We start from the raw sequence: 12,845 nt of genomic DNA on the forward strand, positions 1-12,845 counted from the left end.
TTTTGCTTGGATAGCCCAACTGGCGAATAGCAGCTTTCGGGCGCTTGCCCAGCTTGATGTAAAGCGCAACTGCTCTCATCCGGTCTTCGTAGGAATACATGAACTACCTCCATGATAGTCCAAGTTTTCGTCCGCACCCCCGGCGTGGCCTGATTGGAGTTGCCCCTTAAAAACTGGACATTTTCAGGATTGAGCATTTCTGCTCAGGAACTCTCGTGGAGATTGATATCCTAAAGCCTTGTGCGGGTGAAGATTGTTATAGTGCTCGATGAACTGCCCCCATTTCGACCGGACACGCCGGCTAGATTGATTTAGCCCTGATGAACGGCCGAGGGGAAGCCATCTTGAGCGCGGAATGGGGATGAATTTCATTATAGTCTTCAATCCATCCATCGATGAGCCGGAGCGCCGTTTCGGCGTCCGGTAGTGCCGAGATACGGATGTAGTCCCGCTTCAGGGTTTTAACGAATGCCTCGGACATTCCGTTCGACTGCGGGCTGGCCACCGGGGTGAAGCAGGGCGTCAGATTGAGTGCTTGAGCAAACAGCCTCGCGTCCCGCGCGGTATAAGCCGAGCCATTGTCAAAGAGATGCTCGAGAGCATGCGGGGCTCGTGTTGCATGGAAGCTTTCTCGACCGCCTCCAACATCATGTCACGCACGTCTGAGCCGGAAATGCCTGCATTGGCAACCGCCGTCCAGGCGATGATCTCGCGGTCGAATGCGTCGATGATGAAGGCGAGACGAATGACCTCGCCATTCCAGCAGGTGAACTCCAAACCGTCCGAGCACCAACGCAGATTGGAGCGCATAACCATGACCTTGCCGTCATGGATGCGGCCCTTGCGAACGGCGGTATGCTTCTCCAGCAGCATGGCGTGGTTGCCCATGATGCGATGGACCCCGTTTGGCGTTGACGACAGGCTTATCGGCGGCCCGCCTTTCGCGATTGAGGAGCGCGACGATCTGCTGATCGCCATAGGTTGGCCTTTGATCCACCGGCCTGCGGATGGTGGGCAGGAGCTCCGCATCCTCGGCCTTATGATAGGACCCGCGCGGCTTTGGTCTCCCTTTCAGCCGCTCGACGAGGTTGGAACGGGAAACGCCCAGCGTCTCGGCGACGGTCTTCATCGCGAACCGTCCTTCGGCAACAAGATCGGCCGCGATATTCGTTTTTTAAGTCCGCTTTGGAAAGTGCTTCGCGGAGGATTTCGACCTCCATCGTCTTACGGCCGAGCATGCGCTCCAGCTCGCGGACGCGATCTTCCAGTTTCTTCACTTCCGAAGTGCCGACCACCGGCTCGTCAGAATCCACGGCTGCAGCACCTCCCTCACTCAAGAGCCTGCGCCACCGATAAAGCAGATTGGGCGCAACGCCGTGACGGCGAGCGGTCGAAGATACCGTTTCGCCTGGTTCGAAACTCTGCTCAATGATCGTCAGCTTTTGCTCGGTTGTCCACCGCCTGCGGCCGCCCTGATCTGAGCAACCAGATCAGCGTCGGGAAGCGGAGGTCTCCCTCGGGCTCTGGAAAGGGCGCCTGTGGCGCGTGCAGCGATATTCGACCGGCTTCTCGCCTTCCATCCAGTCTTGCGGCCGCCGTCGGTTTCGCACGGGTTCTGCCGTCAAAACCTCGAATGTTCGGGGTTGATTCAAACCGTCGCTCATAGGGTTCTCCATATGATTCATGAAGAAAATCTCTCACCGACGAAAGATAAGTGGGGTAGCTTAGCCGCTTACTATCTATTGGCCGTGTTGCGTGACGATCGCGGCTGGAACGGATTAGCGCGGCCACGCCAAAGAAAGGATCGCCCATCGTAGACGAGGCGCTGGTGCGAATCGCCGTGCTTAAGATCAAAGTCAGTATGCGGGGCCCAGATCCCGAACGTCACCGGGCAGTTCGACAGGATCTGTCCCTCCCGCTGGTGGACGAGTTTTCACCTGGCTGGCAGCGCAAGCCAAGCGCGTCTCACGCAATTCTTACCTCGGAAAAGCCTTGGCCTATATGCTGACGCGACAGGACGGATTCCGGCTGTTCCTCAGCGACGGTCGCGTCGATATCGACTCCAACCTGGTGGAAAACGCGATCCGCCGACCCGCTATGAATCGCCGCGATGCGCTCTTTGCGAGCCACGATGAAGGGGCCGCAATTGGGCCCGGTTTGCCAGCCTGATCGGCACTTGTAAAATGAACGGCGTTGAGCCTTACGCCTATCTGTGATCTCTTTACCTTCCTCACAAACGGCCACCTCGCCTAAAATATCGACGATCCGACGCCATGGGCCTATGCCGCCTGCATGAAGACCTCACGATGAGCTGGTCGGATACTACCGGCTGAGCTCACATCCGAGCCTCACGCAAGATTGTCAAACTGCTGCAACTGATAAATCAATGTGGTATGGACGCCGCATACGTTCATTGAATTAACGGTGGGTATGAACTATTAGGAGCGGGTGGGTGGTGTACAATAAACGAGACTTTGGCAGGTTAATGTGAATTTCGATAATTATGATCTGATAATTGTAGGTGCTGGTTTCTTTGGAGCAACCATTGCGGAGCGTGTTGCAAATGAGTTAGGGCGGAAAGTTCTGATCCTTGATAGGCGCGCGCATATTGGTGGAAATGCATATAGCGAGAATGACGCGGAGACTGGCATCGAAGTTCACAAGTATGGCGCACATCTTTTCCATACACCTAATAAAACTGTTTGGGATTATTTGAACATTTTTACCAAATTTACGGATTACAAGCACCGCGTATATACGTCGTATAAAGACCAAGTCTATTCGATGCCAATTAATCTTGGCACGATAAGCCAGTTTTTTGGACGGCGTATGTCACCAATTGAAGCGCAACAGCTCGTGCTGGAGCAGTCGCGCGAACTTGGTGACAAAAAAGCCGAGAACCTAGAAGAAAAGGCCATATCGCTAATTGGTCGTCCTCTCTATGAGGCGTTCATTCGCGGTTATACAGCCAAACAATGGCAGACCGACCCACGTGAATTACCCGAGCATATCATAACACGTCTTCCCGTGCGCTATAATTTTGATAATCGATACTTCAATGACGCGTACGAGGGCCTTCCTGTTGATGGCTATACAGCGATCTTTGAGAGAATGCTTTCTCATCCATTAATTCATATTCAAACGGGTGTGGATTATTTTAACGTGAAGAACCAAATTCCAGCGGGGAAGCTGGTTGTCTTTACGGGGCCGATCGATAAGTTTTTTGATTATAAAGCAGGCGAACTTGGATGGCGAACCATCGATTTTGAGCCCGAAATTTTGCAGGTGGGGGATTTTCAGGGCACGGCTGTCATGAACTACGCTGACGAGGATGTCCCATACACACGTATCCTTGAGTTTAGGCATTTTAATCCAGAGCGTGATTATCAGAAAGAAAAGACCATCATTGTTCGCGAATATTCTCGGTTCGCACAGCGTGGAGATGAGCCATACTATCCTATCGATACGCAGAAAGATAAACAAACGTACCTTGTTTACAAGGCAATGGCGGATGCTGAAAAGGATGTCATTTTTGGTGGGCGTCTTGGTACTTATCGTTATCTAGATATGCATCAGGCAATTGGTGCGGCATTGAAGTGCTTTGATAACGAAGTTAAATCCAGGCTATCTTGAGGTTGAAGAGCTGCCCAAGCACTTTGTGATTGGTTGCTCGATTCTGCAATGTGTAGATAGTTTATTTTTGACCGGGCCTGTTTGTTATGAGCAAAGCTGAGGCAGCGGTGGACGCTGTGGTTGTGACATATAATCGACTGGAGAAGCTGCGTGAGTGCCTCGAGGCATTAAGCAGACAAACCGGAGAGTTACGTTACATCCACGTCGTCGATAATAACTCGACGGATGGGACACGCGAATGGCTCGAAGCGAATAGTCGGCGTCTGAATCTAGTTTTGCATTTGCTTGATTTTAATAGCGGGGGAGCTGGTGGATTTAATACGGGCATTCGCGCTGCAATAAAGATGAACGCTGATTGGGTATGGGTAATGGATGACGATGTCATGCCGAAGCCTGACTGTTTACAAGCCGTTACGGAAAGCCCTTTTTTTGTCCAGCATCAAGCAGGGTTCCGAACGGTTGGCTTTTTATCCAGCCGAGTGGAGTGGACAGACGGCAATTTATGCGTAATGAATATTCCTGTTGCGCGTTGGCCTTGGAACAGTACATTTCATGAGATGTCCTCATCTCTTCCATGTGTGTCGTGCTCCTTTGTTTCTTGCTTTATCAGTCAAGAAGCTATTCGAAAAGTCGGACTTCCCGTGAAGGAGTTTTTTATCTGGCACGACGACACCGAGTATACCCGCAGGATTTCACATCATTTCGACTGCTTCTATATTGATGCTAGCGTGGTGATGCATGTTACTCCCCAGAATTTGCTTCCAACCTACAGCAATGTTTCCAAGAATAATATTTGGAAGTATAAATGCGATATAAGAAATGTTGCAGCAGTCGAGGCGCGTACAGGTAGGAAAGCGGACAAGATCATTGCACTTCGATACGTTTTCAAGAACTCATGGTTGGCTTTTAAGGCTACAAAGAACATTACAATCTGTCTGACGCTATTGTGTTGCGGAGTACGTGGGGTCTTCTGGAATTATAAAAAGCATATAGAGTTTTTATGACGGCTTCTCTTAATAGAAGTGAAGTTGGCGACTGAAGATGGAGCGGCAAGTGAATATTATTTTTTTGATACTAGCGCATAGCCAAGCTCGCACAGTTGTGAAACTTACAGAAAATCTGGTTCAAGGGGGGGGGGGCAATCATGTCGCAATTCACTATGACGCAAATTCTCCTTTTCACGATTTTTCTTTTATTAAGAGGCAAATGCGACCGGTAGAGAGGGTTCATCTCGTTGATAACAGAATAAAATGTCATTGGGGGAGTTTCAGTTTAGTTGAAGCTGTTATCGCTAGTCTCGAAGAGATTCAAACCTGCATTGGGTTGCAATCCTATGACTATGTTTTTCTTTTAAGTGAAGCTTGCCTTCCTAACCGTTCGTTGAAACAGCTGTATCGATATCTCTTGGAGAACAGAGGTGCACAGTTTATCGAAGTCGCCGACCAAAACTGGATCAAGGATGGCCTCCGCTCCGAGAGGTATCAGTTCTATTTTCCTTTCTCCCCATCGAAAAACAACTCATTCTTACAAAAAAATCTGATCAGGTTTCAAAAACTCTGCGGCGTAAAGCGAAATGTTCCGCAAGGTTTGGATATCCGGTTCGGGTCTCAGTGGTGGGCGTTAACTGGAGAAATGTGTGGGTCCATTGTTGATTATTTGCGCGATAATCCGGAGCTGGTCTCATTCTTCAAAAGAACATATATTCCCGACGAAATGGTGTTTCCGACTTTGGTTAATTATCTTGATAAAACACAATCTATCACCGGTTTCAATCTTACAGACTATCGGTTCGATGAAGGAGGTAAGCCGATTGTGTATGGTAATAGCGATGTCGATGAGGTCATGAATTTAAAGAGCTTTTTCTTCCGGAAGGCGTCACCAGATGCAGAAATACTGAGAGAAGCCTGTTTTGCAGCGGCTCTTAGTGATGATGACGGTCGCGATCTGGGCGCTATCTCTTTCTTAAAGGCAAATTTCTATATACCCGGTGATTCATAATGGGATTCCGCGAGTTTCTCCATTGGCTTTCGGTTAAGTGCCCGAATCTCACGTTCCTATTCGAGCCATTTCGTCGGCCAGTCAGAATACTGATTCGAAGAATACATTATCGGCACATCGTTGCGGCGAGCCGTTCCACGCAACTGGAGTTTATTCAAGCTGCTGAAACGGAGAGGAATGGGAAAACCGTTGCGCTGATGAGCGTTCGAAATGAAATCGACCGCTTGTCGGCATGTTTAGAATACCACAGACATTTAGGTGTGAGCGAATTCTGTATCGTTGATAACGGATCAACAGATGGTAGTTTGGAGTTTCTTAAAGCCCAGCGTGACGTCAATCTTTATCGTACGAATGAGAGTTACAAGCAAGCTTACTACGGTATAACATGGATAAATTTTCTGTTTCATAAGCATGCAAAAGGCAGGTGGGCCCTATTTATAGATGCTGATGAATTGCTTTACTTGAATAGAGAAGATTGTAAGATCGATCAATACGTCGAATTGCTGTCAGGGATTGGTCAATCATATTTATATGCTCCAATGGTTGATTTGTATTTATTCGATGATGAAAAAGTAAAATCGGTTGGAGACCGGCGTGACTTAGATCTTGCACTTAAAGAATCCATGCACGACGTCGACGGTTACGAGCCCGGCCCTTTATTGAGTAATGGTTTTCTATCCCTAAAAGGAGGCCCAAGGGGTCGAATCGCCCAAAAGACTGGCGGCGCGCAACCGCTTTTAGTGAAGTTTCCTTTGATCCGGTACGATGAGCGCCGTTATTTTACGGCATCCTCCCATGAGTTTATGCCAGATTCATATGAAACTCACATAGAACAAGGCTGGCTGATTCATCTTAAGTTAGGAACTCAAATGGCTCGCCGTCATAGTGATCCAGAGATTGAACGGGAACATTACGGCGCTGGTGAAGAAAGAACTTATCTAAATAGTTCTCAGGATGTTCCGAGAGATGCCACAGCACGGCGTTTCGATGGCTTGAGAACCTTGGCATGCTTGCGCAGTAAGATTGTAGCCGAAGGCAGACAATGAGTCTTTCTGTTCTTGTGTCTATATACCGCCTTGAGAGGCCCAATTATCTGGAACGTAGCCTTAAAAGTATTTGGTCGGACCAGCAGCTAAAGCCTGACGAGATTGTCTTGGTTCTTGATGGGCCTATTACCCATCAATTGCAAACTGTGGTTAGCAGATGGAAGAAGCAAATCGGAGAATCGCTGCGGATCGTTCCTTTAGGGGAGAATATCGGATTGGGCGGAGCTTTGCGGGCAGGGCTAAATGCTTGCTCATGTGAGTTCGTCGCCCGTATGGATGCTGATGATATAGCGCTCGATACACGTTTTCAAAAGCAAGTCGAATATCTATCGAGCAATCCTGACATAGCGGTATTGGGATCTTGCGCTTTTCTAATTAACGCTGAGGGCGAGCAAATTGGTGAAAGAACTGTTCCCGTAACCGATACGGAAATAAAGCGGTTGATATGGACCTGTCCGATGATACACCCATCAGTGATGTTCAGGCGTTTAAGAATCTTGGAGGCGGGCTCTTACGATGCCGATATTCCTTCTCGACAAGAGGATTATGATTTATGGATTCGTGCTGCGCGTCACGGATTGAAGTTTCATAATCTACCGGAATCTCTGATCTTTTACAGGGTCAGTGGAGAGGAGAAAAACGACTGGCGGGTCGGCTGGAATCGGCTCAAGATTGGTTGGTCGGCTGCTCAGGAGTTCGATCCTCGGCTTCTCTCTTATTTGGGTGTTTTTTATCCGCTTATCAGAAGCCTCCTACCCAGATATCTCCGCAATCGTCTTATAAAGTTAATACGGTTTTGCGATCCACGGTGAGATTATGTAGTTCTCTTTTAAGGTATTTTTAGGTTAAGTTGAGGGTTCGGGTTTCTTGGATGCTGGTTTGGCAGTATTAAGAAGAGGAATTATTTTTATGACTTGATTGTTTTGTATTTATATTGAAATTAATGTTAAAGGTGTTTTTATATATTTTTTCAGACGGTGGTGTCTCTGGTGTATTGATGTTTCGGGGATCAAAATGAGGCGCAGATGAAAGGAATAATTTTAGCTGGCGGCAGCGGAACACGTCTTTATCCTCTGACGATAGCCGTTTCGAAGCAACTTCTTCCGATCTATGATAAGCCGATGATCTATTACCCGCTGAGCGTGCTGATGCTGGCGGGGATCAGGGACGTTCTGGTTATCTCGACACCGCATGATCTGCCGCTTTTCCGCAAGCTGCTCGGAGATGGCAGTGAGTTCGGCATGAATTTCTCCTTCGCGGAACAACCGCAACCTAACGGTTTGGCGGAAGCTTTCATCATCGGTCGCCATTTTATCGGTAGCGACCATGTGGCGATGATTCTCGGCGACAATATATATTTCGGTGATGGCTTGTCCCAGTTGTGCGAAAGCGCTGCCCGTCTGGATAAGGGCGGTTCAGTATTCGCGTACCGGGTGGATGATCCTCAGCGCTATGGCGTGGTCGAGTTCGATAAGACGACCGGCAAGGCAATCTCCATCGAGGAAAAGCCCATCAAGCCTAAATCCTCCTGGGCGGTTACGGGGCTGTATTTTTACGACAATGATGTCGTCGATATTGCCGCTTCGCTCAAGCCCTCCGCGCGCGGCGAACTGGAGATTACAGCCATCAACAATATCTATCTTCAGCGTGGCGATCTGGTAGTCCACCAGTTGGGCCGGGGTTATGCCTGGCTCGATACCGGAACGCACGACAGCCTTCAGGATGCGTCGTCTTTCGTGCGTACTATCGAGAAACGGCAAGGCATCAAGATTGCCTGTCCTGAGGAAATCGGGTTCGAAAAAGGCTGGATCGACGGAGCCGCCGTTCTCGAACGGGCGGAAAAACTTGGCCAGACCGAATATGCTGCCTATCTGCGTCGACGGGTCGAGGAAATCGGTAGCGAAAGATGATAGTTCGTCCCTTAGGTTTAGACGGCGTTTTCGAGATCAGCCCGCGTAAAATTGGCGATGACCGGGGCTTTTTCTCCGAGACCTACAATGCGAAATCATTCGCCGAAGCCGGGATTAATCTGACTTTCGTTCAGGACAATCATTCTTATTCGGCCGCCAAGGGCGTCGTGCGTGGTCTTCATTATCAGTTGCCGCCATTTGCGCAGGACAAGCTGGTTCGTGTCACGCGCGGTGCAATTCTCGATGTTGCGGTTGATATCCGCAAAAGCTCGCCCACATTCGGGAGGTGGGTTTCGTTGGAAGTCTCGGCTGAAAAATGGAACCAGATTCTGGTGCCCAAGGGCTTCGCACACGGCTTCATGACGCTCGTGGAGAAAACCGAAGTTATCTACAAGGTGACGAATTATTATTCTCCCGAGCACGACCGCTCGATCCGCTATGATGATCCGGCCATTGGTATCGATTGGTCACTCGCATCTTCAGGCGTCCAGCTTTCCGATAAGGATCGGAAGGCCCCGCATTTTGCTGACGCAGAAGTTTTTGCTTGAGGAAATGATATGAATATTCTCGTTACGGGTGGAGCAGGCTTCATTGGCTCTGCGGTGTGCCGGCATCTGGCTTCCGAGCCCAGGATCAATGTCGTCAATCTCGACAAGCTGACCTATGCAGGCAATCTGGCGTCTCTCCGTCAGATTGAATATCATCCGAATTACAGCTTCCTCCAGGCTGATATTTGTGATGACACGAGCGTTCTGGATGCTCTGCGCGCCAACGAAATCGATGTGGTCATGCATCTGGCGGCAGAAAGCCATGTCGACCGTTCAATCGATGGTCCGGGTGCTTTCATCGAGACGAATATTGTCGGAACGTTTCGCCTGCTGAATGCGGCACTTGCCTATTGGCGGGAACTGCCGGAACCGCGCAAGTCGAGCTTCCGTTTTCACCATATCTCGACGGACGAAGTGTTTGGCGATCTGCCTTTCGACAGCGGTATTTTCACCGAGGAAACGCCCTATAAGCCTTCGTCGCCCTATTCGGCTTCAAAAGCGGCCTCCGACCATCTGGTGCGTGCCTGGCATGAAACCTATGGCCTGCCGGTTGTGTTATCGAATTGTTCGAACAATTACGGTCCGTTCCATTTCCCCGAAAAGCTGATCCCGCTTGTCATTCTCAATGCGCTCGATGAAAAGCCGCTGCCGGTTTATGGGGCCGGGGCGAATGTACGCGACTGGCTCTATGTTGAAGATCATGCGCGGGCCCTCGCTCTGGTTGCGACGACGGGCAAGCTGGGCGAAAGCTACAATATCGGTGGGCGTGCGGAACGCACCAATCTGAATGTGGTGGAAACCATCTGCGCCATTTTGGACAAGAAGCGGCCTCGCGTAAACGGCAAGAGCCATGCCGACCTGATCACCTTCGTGACAGATCGCCCCGGTCATGATCGCCGTTATGCGATCGACGCTTCTAAGATTGAGCGCGAGCTGGGCTGGAAGCCGCAGGAAACTTTCGAGACCGGGCTGGAAAAAACCATTCAATGGTATCTCGACAATGCATGGTGGTGGGAGCCGATCCGCAGCGGTACCTATGCCGGTGAGCGCCTTGGCAACACGGCAGTAAAAGAGGCCAGGGCATGAAAATCGCCGTCACCGGGAGGGAAGGGCAGGTTGTGCAGAGCCTTCTTGAGAAGGCGTCGCAGCGTGCGGACCTCGAGGTCATCGCGCTGGGCCGCCCGGAGCTGGATCTGGCAGAGCCGGACACCGTGCGCAGTGCCATTGAAGCGATCAAGCCCGACATCGTCGTCTCTGCCGCCGCTTATACGGCGGTGGATCTGGCCGAGGATGAGCAGGAACTTGCCTTTGCGGTGAATGCAGCAGGCGCCGGGGCAGTTGCGCAGGCAGCGATGAACTGCGGCGTTTCTGTCATTCATCTGTCCACGGATTATGTTTTCGCGGGCGACGCCGACAAACCCTATGTAGAAACGGACGCGACCGACCCTCGCAGTGTCTACGGAAGTTCCAAGCTTGAAGGTGAGCGTCTCGTAGCGCAAGCCAACCCGCAGCACATCATTTTGCGGACAGCGTGGGTCTATAGTCCTTTCGGCAAGAATTTCGTCAAGACGATGCTGAAGCTCGCGGAGACGCGCGACGTTCTCTCGGTTGTTGCTGACCAGTGGGGCAATCCGACCAGCGCGCTTGATATCGCTGATGCAATTATCCGGGTGGCGAATCATCTGGCGGCGGCACCGGAGTTTTCAGCTTATGGTGTTTATCATCTGGCCGGAACGGGTGATACGAACTGGAGCGGCTTTGCACGCGCCATATTCAGTGAAAGCGCCAGGCTTGGCGGGCCGACGGCGACCGTTACGGATATTGCGACCGCCGGTTACCCGACCAAGGCCGTGCGCCCCGCCAACTCCCGCCTGTCGACGGCCAAATTCCAACAGGCGTTCAACTGGTCGGCACCGCAATGGCAGTCGTCGCTGCAGGACGTCGTATCCCGGCTGATATAGAGCATTTCCAGCAAAAGTGCGAAGCGGTTTTGCGTAGGAGAATGCGTGAAAACAAAGAGATGGAGCGGTTCCCCGATTCCGTTTCAACTGGAACCGCTCTAGCTTTCAGCCAAAGAAGCAAAACAGCAATTATTAACGCAGTCTGCGTTAAGGATTTGATATTGCCCGCCTATACGGATTATGACCCACAATAAGTTGCATGGGATTGCACCATTGTGGGGATGATGATTTTCGGATTCACGTTATAAGATGGCAAGACTTTTAAGCCCGGCGGGCGCTTGCGGGCGTCGCCTCTTCGATACTGGAAAATCTGGCGGGAAGCATGAGCGGTACATCGCTTAAATTTGGCACGAGCGGTCTGAGAGGACTGGCGGACGAACTGAATGGCCTGCCTGCCTATGCCTATTCCCTTGCTTTCGTCGGAATGCTGTCGGAAGCCGGGAAGCTCCGGAAGGACGACAAGGTCTTTGTTGGTCGCGACCTTCGCCCCTACAGTCCTGCCATTGCAGCGCTGTGCATGGCGGCAATCGAGGATGCAGGATTTCAGCCCGTCGATTGCGGTGTTTTGCCGACGCCAGCATTGAGCCACTACGCGATCTCGCAGCATGCGCCCAGCATCATGGTCACGGGCAGCCATATTCCCGATGATCGCAACGGGCTGAAATTCTATCGCGCCGACGGGGAAATCGATAAGAACGACGAAAGCGCCATCAGCGCTGCCTATGCCGCCCTGCCTGATAATATCGCCTTCCGCCATCTGCACGAGGCGCCGCTTGGCAGCGATGCCATTGACAACTATGTGCAGCGTTATGTTGCCTTGGCGGGAGATGAAAGCCTTCGGGGATTGCGGGTAGGGGTCTATCAGCACTCTTCTGTGGCACGTGACCTCATCGTCCGCATCCTGACCGAGCTTGGTGCCGAAACCGTACCCCTTGGACGGTCCGATGTATTCGTGCCTGTCGACACGGAAGCCCTGCGCCCCGAGGATATCGAACTTCTCGGTCAGTGGGCCAAGGAAAGCCGCTTCGACGCTATTGTTTCAACAGACGGCGATGCCGATCGCCCGTTGATCGCGGATGAGAACGGGCGTTTCGTCCGGGGCGATCTGGTAGGGGCGATCACCGCGAAATGGCTTGGCGTCGGAACAATCGTGACGCCGGTGACGTCCAATTCCGCTCTTGAAGAGCATTTCGGGCGTGTTGTCAGAACTCGCGTGGGGTCGCCCTATGTCATTGAGGGCATGGAGCAAGCCATCGCGGAGGGCATACGGGCAGTTGTCGGTTTTGAGGCCAATGGCGGTGTGCTGCTGGGCACGGATATGAGCCGTGGCGACCGCGTGCTGGTTGCCCTGCCGACACGCGATGCGCTGCTGCCAATTCTGGGGTGTCTCGGTTCCATCAAGGAAACGGGCAAGCCGCTGTCTGAAATCGCATCCGGTTTCCACTTCCGCGTTGCGCTGAGCGACAGGCTCCAGAACATTCCGCAGGAAAAGAGCCTTGCATTTCTGTCCATGCTGAAGAGCGAGACAAAACGCGACGCGCTGTTTCAAATGGATGATCCGATCGTCCGAACCGAGACGATTGATGGCGTGAAACTCTTCTTCCACTCAGGCAATGCAATTCATTATCGCGCTTCCGGCAACGCGCCGGAACTGCGGTGCTATGTGGAAGCTTCTGGCGAAAGCCAGGCAGAGACGCTTCTGGAAACGGGACTTGCCATCGCCCGCAACGCAACGAAGGACAACTGAGC

The 12,845-nt window shown here is 51.5% G+C and carries 11 protein-coding genes and 3 pseudogenes; 11 read left to right on the plus strand and 3 right to left on the minus strand.

All coding sequences use genetic code 11. The features are described from left to right. Positions 1 to 183 precede the first annotated feature (183 nt). The 3 genes and pseudogenes from AC0TNJ_RS01135 to AC0TNJ_RS01145 all read right to left on the minus strand — a co-directional run. Entirely contained in the window at positions 184 to 393 is a 210-nt protein-coding gene (locus AC0TNJ_RS01135) for an integrase core domain-containing protein (RefSeq protein WP_473769962.1), read from the minus strand. Further along, positions 302 to 1,439 (minus strand): annotated as a pseudogene (locus tag AC0TNJ_RS01140) (IS3 family transposase). The gene AC0TNJ_RS01135 and the pseudogene AC0TNJ_RS01140 overlap by 92 nt, the downstream one beginning before the upstream one ends. 29 nt (positions 1,440 to 1,468) lie before the next feature. Beyond that, positions 1,469 to 1,606: pseudogene (locus AC0TNJ_RS01145) on the minus strand (IS3 family transposase); the annotation flags it as partial. A gap of 168 nt (positions 1,607 to 1,774) precedes the next feature. On the opposite strand from AC0TNJ_RS01145, the pseudogene AC0TNJ_RS01150 reads away from it, so the two are divergent. The 11 genes and pseudogenes from AC0TNJ_RS01150 to AC0TNJ_RS01200 all read left to right on the plus strand — a co-directional run. Next, positions 1,775 to 2,253, plus strand: a pseudogene (locus AC0TNJ_RS01150) (IS66 family transposase); the annotation flags it as partial. Positions 2,254 to 2,487: 234 nt separating this feature from the next. Next, the gene (glf, locus tag AC0TNJ_RS01155; protein WP_473769963.1) at positions 2,488 to 3,633 is read left to right on the plus strand and encodes a UDP-galactopyranose mutase; all 1,146 of its coding nucleotides are present in this window, start codon (positions 2,488 to 2,490) and stop codon (positions 3,631 to 3,633) included. A gap of 86 nt (positions 3,634 to 3,719) precedes the next feature. After that, the gene (locus AC0TNJ_RS01160; protein ID WP_473766963.1) at positions 3,720 to 4,637 is read left to right on the plus strand and encodes a glycosyltransferase family 2 protein; all 918 of its coding nucleotides are present in this window, start codon (positions 3,720 to 3,722) and stop codon (positions 4,635 to 4,637) included. Between the two features lie 49 nt (positions 4,638 to 4,686). Then, a complete protein-coding gene (locus AC0TNJ_RS01165; protein WP_473769964.1) occupies positions 4,687 to 5,631 on the plus strand; it encodes a beta-1,6-N-acetylglucosaminyltransferase in 945 nt (314 codons plus the stop codon). Continuing rightward, positions 5,631 to 6,677, plus strand: a complete 1,047-nt coding sequence (locus tag AC0TNJ_RS01170; protein ID WP_253126641.1) for a glycosyltransferase family 2 protein — start codon at positions 5,631 to 5,633, stop codon at positions 6,675 to 6,677. The genes AC0TNJ_RS01165 and AC0TNJ_RS01170 overlap by 1 nt, the downstream gene beginning before the upstream one ends. Beyond that, a complete protein-coding gene (locus AC0TNJ_RS01175; protein ID WP_253126638.1) occupies positions 6,674 to 7,489 on the plus strand; it encodes a glycosyltransferase in 816 nt (271 codons plus the stop codon). The genes AC0TNJ_RS01170 and AC0TNJ_RS01175 overlap by 4 nt, the downstream gene beginning before the upstream one ends. A 213-nt stretch (positions 7,490 to 7,702) precedes the next feature. Then, complete coding sequence (gene rfbA / locus AC0TNJ_RS01180) at positions 7,703 to 8,587, plus strand: glucose-1-phosphate thymidylyltransferase RfbA (RefSeq protein WP_253126635.1); 885 nt, start codon at positions 7,703 to 7,705, stop codon at positions 8,585 to 8,587. Next, the gene (gene rfbC, locus AC0TNJ_RS01185; protein WP_473766960.1) at positions 8,584 to 9,135 is read left to right on the plus strand and encodes a dTDP-4-dehydrorhamnose 3,5-epimerase; all 552 of its coding nucleotides are present in this window, start codon (positions 8,584 to 8,586) and stop codon (positions 9,133 to 9,135) included. Before rfbA ends, rfbC begins: the two co-directional genes overlap by 4 nt. A 9-nt stretch (positions 9,136 to 9,144) precedes the next feature. Then, positions 9,145 to 10,221: a dTDP-glucose 4,6-dehydratase gene (gene rfbB / locus AC0TNJ_RS01190; protein WP_473769965.1), complete on the plus strand. Its 1,077-nt coding sequence runs from the start codon at positions 9,145 to 9,147 to the stop codon at positions 10,219 to 10,221. Further along, positions 10,218 to 11,096: a dTDP-4-dehydrorhamnose reductase gene (gene rfbD / locus AC0TNJ_RS01195; protein ID WP_473766958.1), complete on the plus strand. Its 879-nt coding sequence runs from the start codon at positions 10,218 to 10,220 to the stop codon at positions 11,094 to 11,096. The genes rfbB and rfbD overlap by 4 nt, the downstream gene beginning before the upstream one ends. A 322-nt stretch (positions 11,097 to 11,418) precedes the next feature. After that, entirely contained in the window at positions 11,419 to 12,843 is a 1,425-nt protein-coding gene (locus AC0TNJ_RS01200) for a phosphomannomutase (RefSeq protein ID WP_473769966.1), read from the plus strand. The last annotated feature ends 2 nt before the right edge of the window (positions 12,844 to 12,845 follow it).

It is taken from the genome of Ochrobactrum sp. PL_is483 (assembly GCF_055816855.1).

Coding starts and splice junctions, on each gene's coding strand:
- AC0TNJ_RS01160 (WP_473766963.1), top strand. CDS start 3,720: ATGAGCAAAGCTGAGGCAGCGGTGGACGCTGTGGTTGTGACATATAAT.
- rfbD (WP_473766958.1), top strand. CDS start 10,218: ATGAAAATCGCCGTCACCGGGAGGGAAGGGCAGGTTGTGCAGAGCCTT.
- rfbB (WP_473769965.1), top strand. CDS start 9,145: ATGAATATTCTCGTTACGGGTGGAGCAGGCTTCATTGGCTCTGCGGTG.
- AC0TNJ_RS01200 (WP_473769966.1), top strand. CDS start 11,419: ATGAGCGGTACATCGCTTAAATTTGGCACGAGCGGTCTGAGAGGACTG.
- rfbA (WP_253126635.1), top strand. CDS start 7,703: ATGAAAGGAATAATTTTAGCTGGCGGCAGCGGAACACGTCTTTATCCT.
- AC0TNJ_RS01170 (WP_253126641.1), top strand. CDS start 5,631: ATGGGATTCCGCGAGTTTCTCCATTGGCTTTCGGTTAAGTGCCCGAAT.
- AC0TNJ_RS01135 (WP_473769962.1), bottom strand. CDS start 393: ATGGATGGATTGAAGACTATAATGAAATTCATCCCCATTCCGCGCTCA.
- AC0TNJ_RS01175 (WP_253126638.1), top strand. CDS start 6,674: ATGAGTCTTTCTGTTCTTGTGTCTATATACCGCCTTGAGAGGCCCAAT.
- rfbC (WP_473766960.1), top strand. CDS start 8,584: ATGATAGTTCGTCCCTTAGGTTTAGACGGCGTTTTCGAGATCAGCCCG.